18 protein-coding genes are annotated in these 22343 nt (G+C 45.8%); 5 read left to right on the forward strand and 13 right to left on the reverse strand.

Going from position 1 to position 22343, the window contains the following annotated elements; translation table 11 throughout:
- Window positions 1–582: 582 nt before the first annotated feature.
- The gene (gene glnA / locus A3763_RS25550; protein WP_068633847.1) at window positions 583–1989 is read left to right on the forward strand and encodes a glutamate--ammonia ligase; all 1407 of its coding nucleotides are present in this window, start codon (window positions 583–585) and stop codon (window positions 1987–1989) included.
- 195 nt (window positions 1990–2184) lie between these two features.
- Entirely contained in the window at window positions 2185–3879 is a 1695-nt protein-coding gene (locus A3763_RS25555) for a VCBS domain-containing protein (protein WP_068633844.1), read from the forward strand.
- A gap of 17 nt (window positions 3880–3896) precedes the next feature.
- Here the strand turns inward: A3763_RS25555 and A3763_RS25560 are convergent, their stop codons facing one another.
- From A3763_RS25560 to A3763_RS25575, 4 genes are all read right to left on the reverse strand, one after another.
- A complete protein-coding gene (locus A3763_RS25560; RefSeq protein WP_156495336.1) occupies window positions 3897–4127 on the reverse strand; it encodes a hypothetical protein in 231 nt (76 codons plus the stop codon).
- A complete protein-coding gene (locus tag A3763_RS25565; protein ID WP_197483128.1) occupies window positions 4124–5482 on the reverse strand; it encodes a TolC family outer membrane protein in 1359 nt (452 codons plus the stop codon). The genes A3763_RS25560 and A3763_RS25565 overlap by 4 nt, the downstream gene beginning before the upstream one ends.
- A gap of 154 nt (window positions 5483–5636) precedes the next feature.
- Window positions 5637–6944, reverse strand: a complete 1308-nt coding sequence (locus tag A3763_RS25570; protein WP_197475976.1) for an HlyD family type I secretion periplasmic adaptor subunit — start codon at window positions 6942–6944, stop codon at window positions 5637–5639.
- A complete protein-coding gene (locus tag A3763_RS25575) occupies window positions 6937–9189 on the reverse strand; it encodes a type I secretion system permease/ATPase (protein ID WP_068634265.1) in 2253 nt (750 codons plus the stop codon). The genes A3763_RS25570 and A3763_RS25575 overlap by 8 nt, the downstream gene beginning before the upstream one ends.
- 143 nt (window positions 9190–9332) lie before the next feature.
- On the opposite strand from A3763_RS25575, the gene A3763_RS25580 reads away from it, so the two are divergent.
- The 3 genes from A3763_RS25580 (at window position 9333) to glnG (ending at window position 12753) form a co-directional block, all read left to right on the forward strand.
- Entirely contained in the window at window positions 9333–9914 is a 582-nt protein-coding gene (locus A3763_RS25580) for a hypothetical protein (RefSeq protein ID WP_068508262.1), read from the forward strand.
- Between the two features lie 255 nt (window positions 9915–10169).
- A complete protein-coding gene (glnL, locus tag A3763_RS25585) occupies window positions 10170–11297 on the forward strand; it encodes a nitrogen regulation protein NR(II) (RefSeq protein WP_068508264.1) in 1128 nt (375 codons plus the stop codon).
- 4 nt (window positions 11298–11301) lie between these two features.
- A complete protein-coding gene (gene glnG, locus A3763_RS25590) occupies window positions 11302–12753 on the forward strand; it encodes a nitrogen regulation protein NR(I) (RefSeq protein ID WP_068508266.1) in 1452 nt (483 codons plus the stop codon).
- Window positions 12754–12838: 85 nt separating this feature from the next.
- On the opposite strand, the gene A3763_RS25595 is transcribed toward glnG, so the two are convergent.
- The 9 genes from A3763_RS25595 to A3763_RS25635 form a co-directional block, all read right to left on the reverse strand.
- The gene (locus A3763_RS25595; protein WP_068634264.1) at window positions 12839–17761 is read right to left on the reverse strand and encodes a DUF6701 domain-containing protein; all 4923 of its coding nucleotides are present in this window, start codon (window positions 17759–17761) and stop codon (window positions 12839–12841) included.
- On the reverse strand, window positions 17754–18182 hold the full coding sequence (locus A3763_RS25600; protein WP_068508270.1) for a hypothetical protein: 429 nt from the start codon (window positions 18180–18182) through the stop codon (window positions 17754–17756). Before A3763_RS25600 ends, A3763_RS25595 begins: the two co-directional genes overlap by 8 nt.
- Complete coding sequence (locus A3763_RS25605) at window positions 18172–18966, reverse strand: type II secretion system protein (RefSeq protein WP_068508272.1); 795 nt, start codon at window positions 18964–18966, stop codon at window positions 18172–18174. Before A3763_RS25605 ends, A3763_RS25600 begins: the two co-directional genes overlap by 11 nt.
- Window positions 18966–19517: a prepilin-type N-terminal cleavage/methylation domain-containing protein gene (locus A3763_RS25610; RefSeq protein ID WP_197475975.1), complete on the reverse strand. Its 552-nt coding sequence runs from the start codon at window positions 19515–19517 to the stop codon at window positions 18966–18968. Before A3763_RS25610 ends, A3763_RS25605 begins: the two co-directional genes overlap by 1 nt.
- Entirely contained in the window at window positions 19514–20059 is a 546-nt protein-coding gene (locus A3763_RS25615) for a type II secretion system protein (protein WP_068740403.1), read from the reverse strand. Before A3763_RS25615 ends, A3763_RS25610 begins: the two co-directional genes overlap by 4 nt.
- Before the next feature lie 61 nt (window positions 20060–20120).
- On the reverse strand, window positions 20121–20597 hold the full coding sequence (locus A3763_RS29985; protein ID WP_068508280.1) for a type II secretion system protein: 477 nt from the start codon (window positions 20595–20597) through the stop codon (window positions 20121–20123).
- A gap of 220 nt (window positions 20598–20817) precedes the next feature.
- The gene (locus tag A3763_RS25625) at window positions 20818–21321 is read right to left on the reverse strand and encodes a Tfp pilus assembly protein FimT/FimU (RefSeq protein ID WP_068554219.1); all 504 of its coding nucleotides are present in this window, start codon (window positions 21319–21321) and stop codon (window positions 20818–20820) included.
- A 95-nt stretch (window positions 21322–21416) separates the two neighbouring features.
- Window positions 21417–21992, reverse strand: a complete 576-nt coding sequence (locus tag A3763_RS25630; protein WP_068508285.1) for a hypothetical protein — start codon at window positions 21990–21992, stop codon at window positions 21417–21419.
- A 5-nt stretch (window positions 21993–21997) separates the two neighbouring features.
- A partial coding sequence (locus A3763_RS25635) for a type II secretion system F family protein (protein WP_197483129.1) occupies window positions 21998–22343 on the reverse strand: 346 nt, incomplete at its 5' end.

The raw sequence follows: 22343 nt of genomic DNA on the forward strand, positions 1-22343 counted from the left end.
AATACGGGTACCTGTTATCCTGAAAAGACTAAATCCAAGACTTAAATTAAAAGTAACTGAATATAAATTGGACGCGAATTATACAGAAAGAACGTCATATTAAAATGCAGTAAACAAATATTTTACATTTTAGTTTTTTACTGTCGCACCATTTTATTGCACTAAACAGCATGAAGCACCGCTATGGTGCGCATTACATCGTAAAAATCCACTGATACTCCCTTCCAGCCACCTATTTTCAAGCACTTACAAATAATCAAAATTGGCAAACATATTGCACACTGACATAGAAAAACTAATGTCAACAAATAATTGGGGAATAATGAAGATAGTTCTGCTATCCTTCATTTTTTCCTCTTCCAGGCTGCCCAGCAAAGGCGTCTGACAACTTGGACGGTACTTGAAATATAAATAGTATTTGAAAAGTTTGTTTAGACTGGTTAGGCCGGACACCTGCTGCGAAAATCGCTAGGCACTGCGCATGTCGCAACTTGAGTGTGACAATTTAGTGCAGTGCTCGGCACTTGAAATAACATGAAACAAACCTTTGTTTCGAATACGTCCAAAAATGGAGAAATTAGAATGTCAGAGAAAACTCTCGGCCTAATCAAAGAAAACGAAGTCACATGGGTCGACCTTCGCTTCACAGATACTCGCGGTAAAGAACAACACGTAAGCATTCCATCTTCTGAAGTTGACGAAGACTTCTTCGAAGAAGGCAAAATGTTTGACGGTTCATCAATTGCTGGCTGGAAAGGCATCAACGAATCAGACATGATCCTTATGCCTGAAGACGCTACAGCAGTACTTGACCCGTTCACAGAAGAAAGCACTTTGATCGTTCGTTGTAACATCGTTGAGCCTTCAACTATGCAAGGCTACGAGCGCGACCCACGCTCTGTTGCGATCCGTGCTGAAGAATACTTGAAGTCTACAGGTATCGCTGACTCTGCATTGTTTGGTCCAGAGCCAGAATTCTTCGTATTTGATGACGTTAAGTGGAAAGCCGACATGAACGGCGCTATGTACGAAATCAACTCTGAAGAAGCTGCTTGGGGTAGCCACGCAGAATTCGAAGGCGGTAACATTGGTCACCGTCCAGGCGTTAAAGGCGGTTACTTCCCAGTACCACCAGTTGACTCTCTACACGACCTTCGTGCAGCAATGTGTGCAGCGATGGAAGCAATGGGTCTAGTAATCGAAGTACACCACCACGAAGTTGGTACTGCTGGTCAGTGTGAAATCGGTGTTGGCGCTAATACACTAGTAAACAAGGCTGATGAAGTTCAGATCCTTAAGTATTGTGTACACAACGTTGCTCACGCTTACGGCAAGACTGCGACATTTATGCCTAAGCCAGTAGTTGGCGATAACGGTTCTGGCATGCACGTTCACATGTCTCTTGCAAAAGATGGCGTTAACGTTATGGCTGGTGACGGCTATGCTGGTCTATCTGATGAGTGCCTATACTACATCGGCGGTATCATTAAGCACGCTAAGACTTTGAACGCTTTCACTAACGCTTCTACTAACTCATACAAGCGTTTGGTTCCAGGCTTCGAAGCACCAGTTATGTTGGCTTACTCTGCACGTAACCGTTCTGCTTCTATCCGTATTCCATACGTAAATAGCCCGAAAGCACGTCGTCTGGAAGCTCGCTTCCCAGATCCAACGGCTAACCCATACCTAGCGTTCTCTGCGCTACTAATGGCTGGCCTTGACGGCATCCAGAACAAGATCCACCCTGGCGACCCAGCTGATAAAGATCTATATGACCTACCAGCAGAAGAAGCAGCAGAGATCCCAACTGTAGCAGCGACTTTCGAAGAAGCATTGAATGCTCTTGAAGCTGACCACGAATTCCTAACTAAGGGCGACGTGTTCACTGAAGACATGATCCAGGGTTTCCTAGATCTTAAGCGTGAAGAAGTAGAGAAATTGAACATGACAACTCACCCAGTTGAGTTTGAGTTGTACTACTCTCTATAAGCACGACGCTCTATAAGCTATCCTCACAGATAGCCTGACCTGCGCAAGCAGGCTCAGAATAGAAACCCGTTAATGACAACATTAGCGGGTTTTTTACATTTGATCACAAAATCCGCCCGCCATAATCTAGACAAACACTCATAATACTCTTAGTGTATTAACTCACTGTATTAATTGTACAACCGGAGTGCATTCATGTCGGCTCAGCCTAGCCTGTTAGTATCAACCCGCCTTTTTTCTAGCCAAGTGCTTGAACAGGCTCATGGGCAAACTACAAACACCGACATTAACAAGACAAGTCCGGACGTACATCCATCCATACTACTTAATGACATCTTCCCTCCACAGGAAGCTTCGCTGAACCTTGAACAGCTCGACACAGCATCGAACCAAGCACTGCAAGCCAAGGCGACACTCAAGAAGCTGGAACATGAGCTATCGAACGCAAACGAGCAACAGTTAAACGATATTGCCACCCTACAAGACAGTATCATTAACGACGAAGATTTTGATTTCTCTCTACTCCCCTCCACTGCAGCCGGGTACGAAGAAAGCCCCACCCAGCTTAACGGAGAATTTTCCAGCCCACCTGGCGAGAGTTTTTCCAGCAATGCGTATGTAGAAACAAGTACCGCCAACTCAGCGAAGCAAAGCAAATACGAAGTAGCCAGTTTAGACGAACAAAATAGTGAACAAGTCAGCACTTCAACTGCCATACCGCCTCACACAGAAGCAGAGATAGATCATTCCAGCAAATCCCTTGGAACTCTGCACCGAAGCACTACTGAAGACATTCACTTTGAAGTAAGCGGCCAAGTTGATACAAACTATGAATTTGACGAAACCAGTCATGAAACAGCTTATGGCCAAATCAATTACAACAGCGACGGCAGCTGGCAATACACGCTAGACAACAACACTTCGAAAATTCAAGAACTGGGGGCAAACGACTCCCTTATCGACAGCATCGACCTAATCAGCAAAAGTGGCGACAAATTTACCCTCAATATCACCATACATGGGATTAACGACAGCGCAACAATCTCTGGCGACAAGAGCGCTGAAGTTTCAGCACTAAGTAACTATAGCCCTGGTGAAAGACCCGAAACGATCAGCGGCACGCTTACTGTTAAAGACCTCGACCAAGATGAAGCCCAAATGCTGGCTGAAGACATGGTTGAAGGCACATACGGCTTTGTAAGTATTTCCGCTAGTGGCGAATGGACTTATTCGCTCAATAGTGAGTCAGACGCAGTAAAAAGCCTTCATCAAAACGACACTTTGCATGACCTAATCCCGCTAAAAAGCGTGGACGGTACTAATCAACTTCTCAAGATCACTATTTTTGGCGCCGATGACAAGCCTTTTTTAAGCGGTGACAACTCTGAAACGATCGACTTAGCCAATGCCACTTACGCCGAACAGAAGCTAAACATCGACGACCCTGACTTTGGTCAATCTCACTTTATAGCAGCCGAAGACATTGCCACCCGCTCTAACTATGGCACTGGCAGTATTGATGAACATGGCAACTGGCGATACGAACTAAATACTGACAACCCGAGTGTCATCTCTTTGGGAGAGAAAGAACGCTTGTTCGACACATTTGTTGTCGAAAGTGTTGATGGCACGACACAAACAGTCATTATCAAGATTGAAGGAAGTGATCAGCCACTCTTTGCCAACAACAGCTCCAGCGAGCCAGAGACCCTAGAGTTAAATCAAGTTCTACATGATGACACAGAGAACGACCTAGAAAGCGTATTCGGAAAGGCTAACTCTAGCCATCAGTCCACGGGCGAGACCCTAGACAATGCCAATACAAGTGCAAGCGAGATTTTACAGCAAATTACTCAGCAAAACTTTCAAGACAACCATCTCATTACTTAAGAGAGTTGAATACTTAGCTAGAGCGTATCGCCCTCCGATAATATAGACACATTCACCTGGCCCAATTTTTCTCTCAGCTTTTCTCTATCAACAAGCTTAGCCTGTACTGCGCTAGGCAGTTCGGTAAACAAAATAATACCTTTCTGCACCAGCAAGGAGATGAGGTCTTCCGTCACTCGCGCCAGATCAACATCGCTATCCTGTAACGCTAAAAATAAAGCCTCCTTTTCTTGCTGATCCATCATCATGCCCTTTCGTCCAGGAACTTAGTTACTTTAGGGGATATCGTAATATTTTGAGACAAGTGATCCAGCAAACTACCCTGCAGGTACAACAGCTCATACTTAATCAAATACAAGTCATATCGCGCCTCACTACTTAAACGCTTAGCATTTAATAGTTCATTCTCGGCATCCAGCAGATCAATCAAGCTTCGCTGGCCAATATCAAACTGCTTAATGTAGGCTCGCTTGGTGTTTTCTGCCGATTCTGCATAATCCTGAAGTAAGGCGTAACGAGTCGATAAACTCTGGTAACGATGCCAAGCCTGCTCAGCCGCTAAGCTTAACTCACGCTGCGCATCTTCCATGCGATACCCTGCCCGCTTAACACGCAGAGCAGCCTTATTCTTAGCCGCTGAGTCTCGCCCACCGTTGAATAAGTCATATTGCATACGCAGCATCACAAAAGCATCATTATTTCGCCCTTTAACACCATCAAGGTTATCATTCCAACTCGCACCAGATTCCAGATAAATCGAAGGTAAATTAGTAGACTTCGCTGCCGAACGCTCAGCCTTGCTCGCTCGAAGCGCTCGCGCTTCAGATAATAACTGAGGATTCTGTGAGGACACCTCTTCCAATAGCTGTTCCAGCGAATTTGGCATCGATAACAAGCCTGGACTAAAAGCCAAAGATAAAGCAGGCCTTGAGCCTACAACTCGAAAATAAGCCGCCTCAGCCGCTCTAAGCTTAGCCTTTGCTGCCTCGACATTTGCCAAAGATAAAGATAAACGCGCACTGACCTGACTTACCTTGGCTCGGTCATCTTTTCCCAAACGAGCTCTCGTACCCACGTCTTTCGCAATCCGTTCATGAGTTTGCAGGTTCGCAATATGATCCTCAAGAGCAAAGTTCGCACGCATAACATCCAAATGCGCCTGCACAGCATCATAGGCTAGCGTTTCTGCCTGAGAGCGCATCGCTAGACGTCGTGCCTGCCCCATCTCTACGCCGCTTTCACGCTGCCAATGAGTATGAAAGCCATCAAATAACATTTGCCTTAAGGCAAGTGAAGCTTCTCGGCGCTCCATTTGTTCAGAGCCACTTCCCGTCAATGACCTTGTCGAAGTGTTATTACTATGCTCACGCCCGACACCTAGAGATAAAACAAGCTTAGGTAGAAACGCAGACTCCCGCTCCTCGATGTCCGCCATCTGAGCATACAACTCGCTGACCATTGCTTTAAGTTGCGGATGACTGGCTAAGGTTAAGCTCACGCTCTCCTGAATGCCACGAACTGCCGAAGCTTTCTTAGACAGCCCTGGCTCATCTATAATGTTCGAGAAACTTGAATCTAGCTCTTGGGAAAAAACCGGGGCCACGCTAAAACAGCCTGTGACAGCTAAGCACAAGAACAAGCGCGAAAGAAACTGCATTTTATTATTGCCTCTACGTTAACAACCAAACTGGTTGCTACTTATTATTATCTATCCGTAGATAAAACCCTGAAAAGTTGCATAGTGAGCAAGTCAAAACTTACTGTTCGGTCAGCGCAACCTGCCGGGCTTTTAATATTGGTTTCAAGAGATACGTCAGCAAGGTTTTCTTCCCTGTCAGAATATCTACTTGGGCAATCATACCAGGAATAACCGGAAGGAGCTTGTCTCCGAACTTCAAGTTATTATCTCGCGTCTTGACGCGTACCAGGTAGAAGCTATCACCTTGTTCATTTGTACTGGAATCAGCACTAATATGAACCAGCTCAGCTTCGAGCCCTCCATAAACCGTGAAATCATATGCGGTGAATTTTACCATTGCTTTCTGTCCAGGGTACAGTCGTGCAATATCGGCAGGGCGGACTTTTGTCTCAATTAGCAAAGCATCCTCCATCGGGACAACACTCACCAAATCCATTCCCGGCTGAATAACCCCACCCAAGGTGGTCACCATAAGCTCTTTAACGATACCATTAACAGGCGATCGAACCTGGGTTCGGTCAACCCTATCCTCCAATACATCGTGACCTTGAGACATCTGAGCCAGCTCTGCTAACACATCATTTAATTCAAGACGAGACTCAGACCTAAAGTCCAACTCTAACTGAGCTCTACGATTTGTCAGCTCTTTTATAGAAGATTCAATCTGCGGCAACTTCAGTTCAATATCTGAAGCTTTCCCCTTGGCCTCCAAGACACTCTTTTCAGATCTTATCAGCTCCACCTCAGAGACAACCCCTTGCTCAAACAAAGGCTCCAATATTGCCAACTCCTTTTTCACCAGCAACTCCTGCTCTCTGGACTGACGGAGCTGCCCTTGAAGCTGATCCAATAATTGGTGTTTCTGCTGAATTTGCTGGCTAATTATTGCTTTGGAGGCTCTTAACTGTTCAAGCCTTTGAGTAAAAAGCGCTTGCTGCTCTCTCACTAAAGCCTGGTCATCACGAACCAGAGATTCAGAAAAAGAAAGCTCTCCGCCTTGCGCTTCGGCTCGCAGCCTTTCTGAGCGAGCCTGAAGCACTCGCACTACCTGTTCACGCTCCCGAAAACGGGAAGCAAGCTGCTTATCATCCAGTTTTAATAAAACCTGACCGGCTTCGACTTCCTGACCTTCCTCCACCAATAATTCCGAGAGAATGCCACCCTCAAGATTCTGGACCAACTGCAGTTGCTTCGAAGGGATAACCTTACCTACACCGCGAACCAACTCATCCACCTCTGCATAAGCAGTCCAGCAGATAAATGAAAAAGAGATCAAAATTATAAGCCACAGCAAGCGTCGTGACTTTATGACATTACCATGATCATTTAAGGCTTGAGTGATAGGGGTTGAACGGAACTCAGTCATTGGAAACACCTCCCTTTCCATGACCTTGTTTATCATTGTGAGCACTTTGGCTCCCTGCCTGAATCAAGCCTCGCTTGAGCGCATCCAAAACACTTTCCTTTGGCCCATCAGCAACAATTTTTCCTTGATCCATCACGATAATTCGGTCCACCAGGGCCAGCAAAGAAGCCCGGTGCGTGCTAAGTAGCAGCACCTTATCCTTAGAGATATTCCGAATATTATTGATGATCATCTGTTCTGTCTGATTATCCATTGAAGAACTTAACTCATCAAATAACAATAAGTCAGGGTCATTGATAAGTGCTCTAGCGATTGCCACACACTGCCTCTGCCCACCAGATAAGCCTTTTCCTTGCTCTCCTATCGTCATATCCAAACCCATCTCATGAGTTTGAACCAATTCGGACAAACCTGACAATTCCACCGCTTTAAGCAACGCTTCCTGCGACACTTCTGGTGCCTTCATTAGGATGTTTTCACGCAGGCTACCGCTAAATAAGGTAATTTCTTGGGGAACATAAGCAATAGATGACCTGAGCTCACTTGCGTTCAAATGCTGAACCTCGAAGCCATTCACTAATAATTGTCCGGCATCAGCTCTACCAAAGCCCAGCAACAACCTAAGCAGTGAACTTTTTCCAGAGCCAATCTTTCCAATAATCCCTACTTTTTCACCTGCATTCAAAGACAGATTAATATCCTTCAAAACTTTAGGCCCACCCGAGTACGAAAAGGATAAATCTCGCATCTCGATGCTTGTTATTTTGCCCCCCAAACTCAGCGATTTAGAAATATCTTCTAATTCATCATCACGCCGAGATAAATCGTCCAAGCCCTTAAGCGCTGACCTTGCTTGTTGGTATTGAGATATCAGGTTAGCAATCTGGGACATCGGCGCTAAGGCGCGAGAACTTAACAGCACACAAGCAATCAAAGCGCCTAAACTCAAAGCTTGCTGCTCAATCTGATAAACACCGACAATTACAATCGCCATGGTTGAAAGCTGCATAACGGACGCAGATACGATCGATACAGAGTCGGTCAGATGCTTGGCTCTTACTCCTAGTAGCGACATACGCACCAGCGCTCTCTCCCACAAGCCCTGCTGACGCCCTTGCGCATTAAGGGACTTGATCGTTTCAATGCCGCTTAAGCTCTCAACCAAAACACTATTTTTTTCAGCGGCTGCCTGCTGCATCAAATCAACCACTTTTTTTATCGGGAAATGCACAACGTAACCATAGAGCAAGAGGAAAGCAGCCGCTATTAAAGGCACCAAGGCCAGCTGCCCACCCACAGAAGCGATAACCAATAGAAAGATAATGGCAAAAGGAACATCTGCGAGCGCCGTCATTGTCGCCGCAGTAAAGAACTGCTTGATCGAGTCAAACTCTTTCACCTGGCTGGCAAGTGAGCCCACTGACGAAGGAAATTCTTCGAGCCTGATATTCAAAACCTTGGAAAATAGCTTACTCGACAAAACCAAGTCTAAACGCTTACCGGCCTGTTCCAAAAACACATGTCGAAGCAATTTTACCAGCAGCTCAAAAACGATCACTAAGACCAGACCTGACGCCAAAACCCAAAGCGTCTCGATTGCCTGATTGGGAACTACCCGATCATAAACATTCATGACAAACAATGGCGCAGCCAAAGCAAAGACGTTAATCAATAAAGTAGCTGCGATGATATCCCGATAAACACTGCTTAAAGCTCTTAGCTCCTGCCACATCCACGAAGCAAAACCACTTCTTCTTGGCTGGTCTAAGGAACTGCTCGTATGCGCCTTTGGAAATACCGAAACCAGCTCTGCAGAGATTTTCTCCTTAAGCTCAAACTCGCTCCAATAAGCCTGCCCCTCTCCCTCAGAGCTAAAAATTTTAACGCTATAAGCACACCGGGAAGTATCGTAGCGCTCAATCACGAGCCAAGCCTCATCACTCCCTTTAAGCTGAGCAAGGCAAGGCAAGGCAGCCTTATCCAGATCCGCCAAATCCATTTGGCGGCACTGTAATTTGCCTTGGCTATGAACCGCTCTCATCATACCGCTACTTGAAGCTCTTTCGTCTACGGGTAAGCCGTGCAAAAACACCTCACGTGAACAAGCAAACCCAGCTAGCGCCATGACATGCAGATAAGCATTTTGAAGATAACGCGATACAGCTACTTGAGCAGGCTCTACTGCTTCAGCACTCGATACATTCGCCGCATTGTCATAAGAGCTACTGGCGGAATTATGGGACAAAGAAAAAACCTCAAATATCAAAAATAGCTCATCAAATTGTGAGCTAAACTATAGATGAGCTTTAGAAGCGAAAAGACTCTCTGTTACACTGCTTCTTCAAAGCTTTTTCTAACTATAGCAGTTATTTAACGAGGGTATAGACTGTGCTTACACAAGATCAATTCAAGACTAGCAATTTGTTGATCGCCATAAAGGTTACTTTATTGGCTTTATTGTTTTTCGTCAGCACGAGTAAGCTGTATGCCGAAGAAAGCACCAGCACAACAACCGTCTATAAAGTCACAAAACCAGATGGCAGCATATCGTACTCAGACCAACCACAAAGCAACGCCGTCACCTTGGAAGTCGAACCCGTTCCAACCATACCTGCACTAAAACCAAGCCCCATAAGTTTTAGCTCTGCACCTACAGACGACAGCTTTCTTTACCAGTCACTTGTTATTAGCGCACCAATAGACCGGAGCGCACTCCACTCAGGCACGGGTGACATCACTGTAAGCACCATATTAGAGCCTTCATTAAGAGCAGAGGACAAACTGCGCTTTCTGCTGGATGGTGCCGAAGTTGCATTACAAAAAGGGGCGAGCTTGCTGCTAACAAGCCTAAATAGAGGAACACACACGATCACGGTCCAAGTTATCGACCCACAAAACAAGGCTCTTATCTCAGCCAGTAGTCAATTTACAGTTCATCGACCTATCGCCAGAGCGTTCAAAATTAACTAACACATAGAGAGCACCAATAGGGAACACCCCAAAAAAGCAATGCACAAAATTGGTGCGCACATCCTATCTTCATCTATACTAAACCAAGAGCCCTGACACGCAAGCAGTCGGGAGCTCGCTAAATAGCTACTCTCTGAACATATTCGACGCCACATAAAACATTGGTTTGCTTCTTGCTTTGGCTATTATAGTTCGCCCCAGGCAAGAGCAAGCCTGTTTGCATGTAATTTCGTCTTTAAATGGATACAAGCTTTAATGACAACCAACCTGTTCTCAGATGCCTACCAACAACGCATACTCGAAGGCTTGTCGACTGCTGTTATCCTTATTGATGCAAATTACCAGATTAAATTTATCAATCCTGCTGCCGAAATGCTCCTGCAAGCCGGTTACAAACGAATACTATCCAGCAAGCTAGATCACCTCTTTATTAAACATGAAGAGCTTTTGTTTGACGAGTTCCAGGCCATTATTGATGGCGGGCACTCATACACTCAACGTGACTGCGAGTTTATTCTACACAACGGCCAAGAGCTTCTTGCAGACTGCTCGGCATCAAAGTTCTCTCAAGATTCTCAGGATTTACTGCTGATCGAAATGCAAGCAAAGGATCGTTTGAAGCGGATCAGCCGTGAAGAACAGCTGCATGAGAACCAGGAAACAGCTCAAATCCTTGTTCGTGGCTTCGCTCATGAGGTTAAGAACCCTCTCGGTGGAATTCGGGGTGCCGCTCAGCTACTTGATGCAGAGCTGACCAACCCAGAGCATCATGAATACACACAAATTATAATGAGTGAGTCGGACCGGCTGAGAAGTCTGGTAGATCGAATGCTCGGCTCTAATAAAGCCCTCAAGCGTTGTGAAACAAACATCCACGAGATTCTTGAAAGAGTTCACACCCTGATTCATGCCGAATCTGCAGGCAAAATTAATATTATCAGGGACTACGACCCAAGTATTCCCGAATTCCTGGGCGATAAAAGTCAGTTAATTCAAGCGTTTCTGAACATTGCGAAAAATGCACTTCAAGCACTGTCTGAGCAAAAAGACGAAAATCCTTCACCTCAGATTGTCTTGAGAACGCGAACTCTAAGGCAGTTCACTATTGGTCATACTCGACATCGACTGGTACTAAAGGTTGATATTATCGACAACGGTCCAGGTATACCAAAGGATTCCATTCAGAATATTTTTTACCCCATGATCAGTGGGCGCGCAGAAGGTACAGGTCTGGGCTTATCCATTACGCAAAGCATATTTACCAAGCACGATGGCTTGGTCGAGTGCGAAAGCAAACCAGGTAAAACCGACTTCATTATTTATATCCCTATCGATAGCACGCGCTCACCTAAACCAACAAACGTTTCAAGTATCTCGGAGTAACACTATGACAACAAAGCCACTTGTATGGATCATTGATGATGACCGCTCTATACGCTGGGTACTTGAAAAAGCACTAGCAAAAGAAGACTACGAGCTTCGCTCTTTTGAAAGCGGTGAAGGTGTAGTAGAACGACTTTCTAGCGAGAGCCCTGATGCGATTATCAGTGATATTCGTATGCCTGGCATTGATGGGCTTGCACTACTTGAAAAGATTCAAGCTAATAATTTGCATCGTGGCGTACCGGCAGTTCCGGTCATTATTATGACCGCTCATTCCGACTTGGACAGCGCTGTTTCCTCCTATCAGAGTGGCGCTTTCGACTACCTACCCAAACCCTTCGATCTAGATGATGCCGTCGCACTAATCAAACGCGCCATTGCTCACTCCCAAGAGCAAAAAGCACAGAATATGCCTGATGCACCGGAGCTCAATGAAGAAAATACTGAAATCATTGGTAAAGCTCCAGCGATGCAGGAAGTGTTTCGCGCTATCGGCCGCTTATCACAGTCAAATATAACGGTTCTGATCAATGGCGAATCAGGAACAGGTAAAGAACTGGTCGCTCGTGCTTTGCATCAGCATAGCCCCCGTGCACAGTTACCATTTATTGCCTTAAACATGGCTGCAATTCCCAACGACCTGATTGAGTCTGAGTTATTTGGTCATGAGAAAGGTGCCTTTACAGGTGCTGGAGGACAGCGCACCGGACGCTTTGAACAGGCTGATGGCGGTACACTTTTCCTCGATGAAATCGGAGATATGCCTGCCGATACGCAAACCCGCCTATTACGTGTACTTGCAGATGGTGAGTTTTATCGAGTCGGTGGCACCACACCCGTTAAGGTTAACGTTAGGATTATCGCTGCAACCCACCAAAACCTTGAAGGTCTGGTTCAAGAAGGTAGCTTCCGGGAAGATTTATTTCACCGTTTGAACGTTATTCGCGTTCACCTACCTAAACTATGCGACCGAAGTGAAGACGTCCCCACCCTGGCGAACTACTTCTTAAGCAAAGCAGCTGAAGAGCTCTCGGTCGACATCAAGCAATTACGCCCTGAGACCGAAGAGTACTTAAGTGCCATGCCCTGGCCAGGTAATGTTCGACAGCTAGAAAACACCTGTCGCTGGTTAACCGTCATGGCTAGTGGTAGAGAGGTTCATGTATCAGACCTGCCGCCAGAATTATTAGATGAAGATAACACTGCTCCAACAGCAAGTACTTGGCAGGAAGCCTTGCGAAAGTGGGCTGACCAGGAACTTAAAAAAGGTAATAGTGCCATTCTGGATCAAGCTGTTCCCCAGTTTGAGCGTATTATGATCGATACGGCATTGAACCATACTGGCGGACGACGTAGAGATGCTTCCCAGTTATTAGGCTGGGGCCGGAATACGCTTACCCGTAAAATCAAAGAGCTTGATATGAGCTTTGAAGAGAGTACTGAGGAAGAGGATTAAGCCCCTCCCTCCGCATTACTCTCATATTTTGTAGGCAGCGGGTTCCATCCCGCGCTATGCCCAAACCTTGGAGCACGACCTAGAATCAGTTACTCACTTCTCGCCAGTAAATAATTCTGTCGTGGCCTCGATATTGACCAAACTGCGCCTCAACAAAGGGGTGCTCATCATCCAGAGCGCCATCTCCGTCCCAGTCAAAACGCAACCATGGCAATGCAGATAAGTCCTGATTAACTTGAACTTTTCCAGCCCCGCCGACTCCTGGAGCGCTGAAGCTAAAGTTTTCATTTTGCGCATCATCGAGAGGAGCATTCACACTTAAGGTAGTTAACTCTGAACCCACAAGAATATCTTCTAAGCTCGTAGCACCACTACCTAAAGGTGTAACAGTTGGAACAACTGCGGTACATTGATCATCAGTATGGGCAACAAAGGTTCCGGCGCTAGAATAATATTGGGGGTAAGCCTTCATTTTTAACGCTTGAGTATCAGGCCCATAGGCATTCTCCATTTTCCACCGTCCTTGCCGTAATTCTGAGCTAAATTGGAAACCAAGCGCTGCTAAATTACTAGTGCCTGTCACATCATCATCGTCTTCCAAAGTAACGACCAAATCAATATCTGCGTCAAAAGGAACGATATTGGTCCCTGCAGGTCGATCATAACTGAAGTTAGGGTTACTAGAGTGGATAAGTAAGCTAAGCGTTCCATCAATATCTGTTGTCGCACCATAACTTATATCTCCAACTGGCGAGGATAATGTCGCCGCCGTCGCTGCATTATCGGTATAGCAAAAACCCTTAACGCCTACACTACCACCACAAGACTCATCTAGCTCCAGGTTTGCACCCAAGCGCCAAAAATCACCTTCATAGTTTTGTGTAATCGTGCCATCAGCACGTACAGCACTTATCGTCAATTCAGGGACAGTATTCCATTGAAAGGCCTGATTCATATAAGTGAAGGGCGATAGTCCAACGACATTACACGCTGGGGCAAAATTTCCTCCTGTGACGGAAAAGCTCACATCAAAACGATCAGGGATAAACCGACCAACATTACCACTTGTACCACCGCTGACGACTTCACCCGCATAATCGGGCACGGCATAGGCTTCCATAGTGAAAACCCCCACCTCATCTATTTGTTGCGTCACCGACACAACACCATCATCTGCCAATGTAAAGGCCACATTGCTCTCGGCAACATTGGCATTAACACCACTTAGCGGTGCAATAAGATTACTACGCAACGATATTGGCGAAGGACTGATATAGCTCTCAGCCGTTGTTGCGCTTGCATCCGCGCAGACAGCTCTAAGCTGCTGAGTAAAATTATCACCGACCGTTGCAAACTCACTGCAAGATCCAAAAGGAGAAGAACAACTTGGCGCGCTCGGTACAGTCGACTCAATCAAGGAAGGAGAGACAACAAAGGCATTAGACATAAGACCTTGCATAAGTGGCGTTTCACTGAGCCCATCCTCATGTTCAAAGTTAATAGACAATATTTGTCCAGCATCTAAATGCCTAACGTCAAGATCTGCTACACCTTGATCAAAATCTAAAGTCAGATTATCACTAGCAGGTAAACTGTTAGCGATAAGCGTGTTATTAAGGCTTAGGGAAGTCCTGGCCGTATCTGCAATAGCGGGTGACTCATCAGATTGATAATTCACCTCAAACCATGCTTTTAAATCTTTACTCCCGTCAAAATCAGTCAACACTGAACAAGCACTACCACTTGGTTGAGTTTGACCGACAGCGGTTAATGTCATCGATTTAGAATTACCACAAACAAAAGAGGCCGGGTTGGTGGCAACAAATCCGTAAGCACTAAAGTTTGTACCCGGCGTTGCGGTAGAGCTTACACTCTCTGCAGTATCTTCGGCGGTCACGACCACACCATCAACCGCCCTCTCATGGAATAAAAAGACCGTTGCTGCACCGCTTTCAGAGCCATCCAGAGTGAGACCCGATATGGAGGAACCACCGCTAGCAGCATCATAAAACTCGCTATTTGAATCATCATTGGTACTTAAACCAATCGTACCAACATAGTCAGTTTTATCAGTAACACCATCCGCACATACAGCTTGAATACTCACTTCAGCTCTGGAACTCGGGCAGGCTAACCCATAGTCAGGCTGAGTAATCGAAAAACTACCTAAAGAACACGAGCTACAAGCATGAGAGTCCCCCATAGCCGTTCCAATTTCTGCTTCAGTCAGCACGCTATCGTAAACTTTAATCTCATCCAAACGGCCATAAGCTGAAGCGCCTGGTGTTAGATAAGTAGATGAATTGTCCCCGAAGAAGATATTTCCTACATCACCCATAGTGCCGTTAGATGAAATTGACGATGAGGCAGCAGAGCTTCCATCAACATATATATGCAATTCATCGGCAGATAAGTCCCAGGTTACGCCAAGATGAACCCACGTTCCCGCAACAACTGAGTTAGCACTTGTGTATAAGTTGAAATCAAGATCCGCGCTATCTTCCAAGGCAAATCGTAAGCGACCATCATTTAATTTTGCCAAGAAGAAATACTTATCGTTAGAATTTCCTATGACATCGGTAGTTGCATCAATTAAGGTCTTATCTCCACTCCCCACCCAGTTCTCTTCAGCTCGATACCAAAGCACAATAGTCCCTTGACTCCCTACGTCTGTGTCCAAGTCCAGCTGTGAGTCAATGGCATCAATCGTTGCTGAATTTGAGTTGTCGGGAATAAAACTACCTTTACAAACCTGGCCGCTGGCATGGGACTCTGCACTACCGACACTTAATCCCGCATTACCGTTACCCGAATAATCCTCGATCGACACGCCTGCGCCCGACCAATTATTTTGCTCAAAGGCAAAGTGAGCAAGAGGCTGATAGGCGCCACATGAACGTGTCTCGGTATATAAGGCATTCACTTGCGAATCACTTAGAACGCTGTTGTATATTTTGACTTCATCTAGCTGACCTTGAAAGTACTCTGGCGAACCACCTGTATCTTCTATCCGGCCGATACTCGTGAAAGAGTTGCCAATCACACCTGCTGCTGCGGTGCCACTTTGATCCAACACGCCATCAATATATATTTTATACGCACCACTACCGGCATCACGTGTTAGTACCACATGATGAAAGCTATTATCATTGATCACTCCTGAGGATTTTGTTGAGTAATCGTTACCGACCGATAAGCCAATATGGCCCGAGGCATCGATCCAGCCCCAAAAGATATCGTCGGAGCCTCCCGCCTCTTCTATACCTGCAATACCGGGCGCCTGCCATCCGGTATTATTTCCTACTTGTGTGGTCTTGATCCAAAAACTCAGTGAAGAGGTTCCCGTAAGCGTTGTGCCTACGGCTGAGCTTTCAATGTAGTCATCAACACCATCGAAATCGCCTGCTCGGCAAAGGTGTGCTGTATTCGTTGTGTCTAAGCCATTTTGAGAACTGGCATTGCTAGAACTAGCTGAGCTATCCACCACATCACCTGATGAGCCAGACCAAGCCGTCTCGTCCATTCGAAATTCTGCGACAGGTTCAGGTAGCTCACCTGTGACCGCACATGAACTCAAAGCTGCACTTGGAATAGCTTCCCAACTGCCACCGTCACGGCGCCATTGCAAACGAGCATAAGCTTGACCAGTATGCTCAAAGTGCTCCATCTGAACGATATAGCCCTGCCCAGAATTTAATAATTGCGCCGCAGAAGTGCTCGAATAACGCGGTCCATGAAGGCTCCAGTCATTAATAATCTCACTACCTTCAAGGTCTAAGCGTACACCATCATCTGAATACAGCCGGAACTCATAACTACCTGTTTGTGTCGGTACCACATAGCCATTCCAACGAATACTGAAACGCTCATTATTTCCAGAGGTACTAGGGAAAATAGTCGGCGTTCCTGAGCCCCAACCAAAATCCACTTGGCTATCTTTACGCAGATATGCCGTACCGGTAAATAAACCTGAAGGCTGAGAAACCTTGGTTCCACTTCCGTTACGTTGATCAAAGTAATGACCAGTTAAACCAGAGAAATCAACGCTGTGATCAGTACCATCCACCGTCAAGGTATATGCCTGGCCCGCTACAATTCCTGTTACCTGCAATACAACCGTTGTGTCACTTTGCTGACTAACACTACTAATCGTCGCTGCATTTAAGGAGTAGTAGCTAGTATCTAAGGCATCACTATCAATGGTATTGTCGAATTCGACTACCAAGAGATTATCAACACCACAGGCACCATGGACACTATCAACATTCAATACACCACTCGCCCCTTCTCTCAAAGCAATTAAGTGACCAATGGCATCATCAAAAATTGTTGACGCCGTCGCGACTCGATCACCCGATGCACCTGCCGTAGGTCGAAGCTCATATGCGGCCATTGTTGTTATTCCGTCATTACCCTTATGTTCCTCAATATCGTACATTTCAGTCATACCGACAGGTGCGGAAAACGCTGCGTCTCCGGCTTCAAGCGTATAAAATGCCACCAGCATTCCCCCCGAGCCTGAAGTATTGACCGACGGTGCTGTCACACTGGACCAACTCATACCTACGCTAGAATCTTCATCATCTATTGGTGTGGAGGTATCGACACCTCGAAAGACAGACATACCACCTATATACCGCCGATTCCGATTGCCATCAAAATCAAAGTTATACCCGGTCCCAGCGTCGCCAGACGTAGCCAGGCGATAGTACAATGATTGGAGTACATCATCGTCTCTGTCTTGAGAGCTAATCTGAGTCCAACCAGCTGGCGCTGTCACCCCATCACTACCACTTCTGTTTCGGATAGTAATCTGCACCAATAACAAATCATTTTCTTCAGCACTCGCTGGTACAGTAAGAGTGACATCATCGTTATTGCCATCTTCAGTCGTACTAGCTACAAAAGTAATTGCAGAATGAGCACTACTAGCGAAAGTAAACAGACAGACAATCACACATATACTTGTAATAAGTCGGAACAATAACAAAACACCCTTATTAATCATGAGCCCTCACCTGCACCGAACGAGTCGCCTGGTCCAAACCACTTCCACAGGTCGCTGTGCTTGTAAATGTCATATAATTTGTACCTGCCACCGTATCAATTCGGCAAATCAGTTGTGCAATGCAGTTATCCAAGCCAGGGTTACTCCCTCCTGCATCAAAGTCCAGATACCCCATTGCATCATTACAAGTTGTCCCACCAACGAACACTCTGTTTAGCGCTATCTGAGCACCGCTTTCCGCCGCGTAAAAGGCTCGTGTAGATTCAAAGTCTTGAGCAAAGCCCATACTGGAATCTTCAGCCAGATCACTCATTGCCAAAACGATCAAAGCAAGAATAACGATCAAAAATATTGTCGCAGGAAGTCCAATACCTCGCTGCTTAAGGTGTAGTTGTCTAAAGTGGAGTTGCCTAGGGTACATTGCGAATTTGCACCTCTTGATTTACGGCCTGGAGTTCACCATTACTACCTGTAACACTGTAAGCAATATTTACCACAGCATTACGAGTCAGGCTGGCGTCTGTATAAGCAAAGCTACCTAAATTCGCACCATTTGCCATGACAGTTTGCTTGTTGGTATCAGGGGTCGAATCAAAGCCATAATCAAAATAACGATAGAGAAAGCCACCGCTAAAACAAAACATCACGGGGTCCTGACTAATAAACAAACGCTTAGTTGGGGAGTCACTGACAAATTGATGGCTTGATTGTAAGTTAATCGTCAAAGCACCGGCTGTTGCGCCGGCAGTAATACTAGAAAGCAAGCTACTAATTACGCGCTGGCTTCCAGATAGGTCATAAACATCACTGACGGCATTACTATAAACGGCCACTCTGTCCTGGCTAGTATCGACACTTGCATCCACGTAGCTAGCAAAAGGTACCACCTCGAAACTACTGGCCCCACTTAAAATCGGCACACTTAAATAGTCCGTTGCAGCGACAGTGGGAATAAACTCAATACATGAGCCGCCACTAAGCGTTTGAATACTATTCGGTAAAGCTAATCGTAGTTCTCTACTTAGCTTCTCTGATACCACCCAAGCAATGGCAGATATTTTACCGCGCTCAGAGGCATCGATCATGCCCTCCGTAGTTCGACCGATAAATCCGGCAATTCCTACACCTAGAATACCTATCACGACAATCGTGACAATCATCTCGATTAAGGTAAATCCTTTAGAGTCATTTAAGGGGCGCGACATTAGAAGTTCCCCTTATAAGCGGCAAAGGTCATCGTACTTTGGCCCGGTGGCGTTATCGAAATAGTTATTTTCTTGGCGTGATTCGTTGCACTCGCTGACACTAAGTTAGCGGTATCGCACGCCACACTAATAGAAACACTATAACTGTCATAAGAACTATCTAAACCTGCAGTTAAGCTGACCGGTGGAGCATCTGTCAAACCATCATAGTCATCCACATCGTTATAGACAGAGCGAGTTTCCAGGACGTCTCCGGGTGAATCGGGACCCAGATCTGCTGCTGTACAACCTGGGCTCGCGACCATCGGCACACCACCCACGGGCGTAGCGTGGTCATAATTCTTTGATAATATTTCGTCAAAATATAACTGTGTCAGCTTTAAGGTCTTATTCCTCCAAAGGGGGTCAGCACTATGTTTCATGGTAAAACTGAAAGAGTTCAGCACTGCAACCATAGCAATCGATAGAATCACAATAGAAATGACGAGTTCAACCAAGGTGACGCCTTGCTGTCGGCTTAAACTTCTTGAACGAGTAACATTAGCTCTCACGGGCATGCCCCCGACGATTCGTAAACAAAACCCGAGGAGGAGAAGCAAATACGATGGGTTTTCGTACCAACGATCGTAACATTGTGATTTGCGGCATCGTCCATACTTGCTGTTTGATCCCACGCCAAACTAACAGTAGCCCCCAACGCCAGCGCAAGGCCATCTATTGAAATTGTGGGCAAAGGTGTTTCCAGTTGATAAGTCTGAACGCTTTGCTGATGCTTCAGTAGGGTAAAATGCAGGTCGCCGCCAGCGGTACGAATAAACTGTATTTCCGCTGGATCTCCCGACGGTATAGGTGCCGCACCCGCTATTTGCACCTCTTGAGCACTGACACCCAAGGCTAACTGTTGCGCGAGTAAACCAAGAGAAAGAAGCCTTTCCTTGGCTAAGTAGTCTGCATAGGAGTCTTTTGAAGAGAACAGGCTATTGGCACCGACACTTAGAACACCGATGAGCACGATGACCATCACCAGCTCAATCAAGGTAAAACCATGCTGGTTAGTCTGTTTTGAATAGTTTGCTATGATCTTGTTCGACAAAAATCTTGCCTTTAAAAAACGAAAAAAAGCGCCCACCGGCGCTTTTTCACACAACTACTAATCAATCACAATTCGTAACATCAATTGAAATAGTTGGGCTATTATTTGCTGCAGCAGCTGTATAGGTAATACGGCAAGTTGCTGCATTAGCTGGTGTTACACCTGAAGCTGTCACTGTAACCGTCGAAGTTGCTAAACCGCCTGGAGTACCACCCAAATCGAAATCAGCAGCAGTAATCTGAGCAGCATCAAGAATACCTTCAGATCCAGCAGTTTGTGCTTCAGGATAGCCGTTCAACATCTGAATAACCTGACCTTCCATTGTAATTTCAGTCAAGGAGTTATCGCCCTGAGCCAAATAGTCTGCGTGAGCTATGGATGACGCAGACCTCATCGCGCCATAAGCACCTTGAAGTGCTGCAGCACGCGCTTCACCACCTAAGTCTGCAAAACGAGGCAATGCAAAGGCTGCCAAAATACCTAAGATCACGATAACCATGACCAATTCGATGAGTGTAAAACCCGCTTGACGCTTCATGAGTAGAGCTCCTAAATCTTAATAATTATTTACTGCTTTCGTTCGTTAAAATTAAAAGTTAATGCTTCTTGGACTTAACGCCAAGTTTAAGTAGCACTAAAACTTCGTTCACTAATCTATTGATTTAACTATAGACATGCTTTTAAAACTTCGCACATCATTAATGTATGTTTTTGTTTAAAAATCGTAACAACAAAGCTTACTTTCTTAATAAAACTGCTTAAGGCTGAATATCTGTATAGACAGTGCCGGTGTTCGGGTCATACTCAACGTTATGTCCATCAACTGTTGCCTGATAGGTATATCGACAATCACCAGAATTCACCGTTGTCAGGTAGTCTTCACCCACGGCTGTCGACGTCGTTAGGCCATTAGTATTCATTAATGCCCCCCACAGTGCATTACACTCAGCAGCGGTCATTCCACTGGGGTTGGTGTTACCATTTACGCCTGTTGGCCAGCCATCGACACTAACATCGATAACATTATCTGGTTCACCATATCCAGGTAAGTCTGTAATGGCGGTACGGGTACCGTTTGCCAGCCACTGGGCTCTAACCAGTGAAACCGACGAGGTAAAACTACCACCAGCGCCTTCAACAGCCGATCGATGCGCCTCATCAGAAATCTCAGCAAACTTCGGGAAGGCCACCGCAGAAAGAATAGCTAGCACGGCAATCACGACCACTAACTCAATTAATGTAAAGCCGGACATTTTTTTCATAACTTCAAACTCTCTTCATCAATGTAAATTGAAACCTGTTTTTGAAAACCCGTTTTTGAAAACCAAGTACCTGCTTCAGAAACTGCGCTCATGGTTTACGGCATGAGCTGCAGAACTAATCCTTCATATTCTGAATGTTTATTCGCTTGAACTTTATCCTTTGACAATAGACCAACTACTCTAAATTGCAACCATTGCGAATATCTTTGGCGCTGCCATTCAGGTTCATCGCTAACAATCCTTGAGAACTCCCCCTGCAATTGCGCTCGCAAACTCTCTACTGACACATCGCGCGGCTGATAAGCAATATCTCTTAGTTTTGGGTCAAATACCCAAACACCCGCTAGGTGCTGACTTTCCTCTAAAGCTTGCTCTCCAACATAGTGCGTCACGTCATCCTGAACCCAGTTCATCGGATTTGCGCCCACAAACTCTGCCATTGCTTGCGGCCTATCCTGGGCCACCAGAGATGCCTGCATCAAGGTAACAGCAGCATTGAGTTCTTTAAGCCTATGAATAAACTGTACACGCTCGGCATTCACTAGCTCTTGATTCAAACGTTCAGCCAACCAATTCAAGGCGAACACAATAATCAGAAGGCTCACTGCGACCACAAAATAGCGATTGCCGAAACTGCGCTCATAAACAGTTTTTTCTTCCGCTTTATACACGCTGTCTACCGTCCCATTGCTGCCTGGCCCAAGTCCCAGATTGGCAAGAAGACGCCTAATGCCAAGACCAAGACAATGCCGCCCATTGCAACGATTAATATTGGTTCGATTGCTTCAGACAAGCGCTTTAACGAGTAGTCTGCTTCTTCATCATAAAAGTCTGCCACTTCATCCAATAGGCTATCGATCGAGCCGGTCTCTTCACCAACCGCCATCATCTGCAATACCAAGGGGGTAAATATTTCGGTAGCACGCGCCGTTCTTAATAGGCTATCGCCACGCTCTATTCCCACTTTCATATCAATAATTCGTTTACCGATAAACTTATTCCCCGAGGCCTCCGCTGCAATC

Source organism: Oleiphilus sp. HI0128 (genome assembly GCF_001635365.1).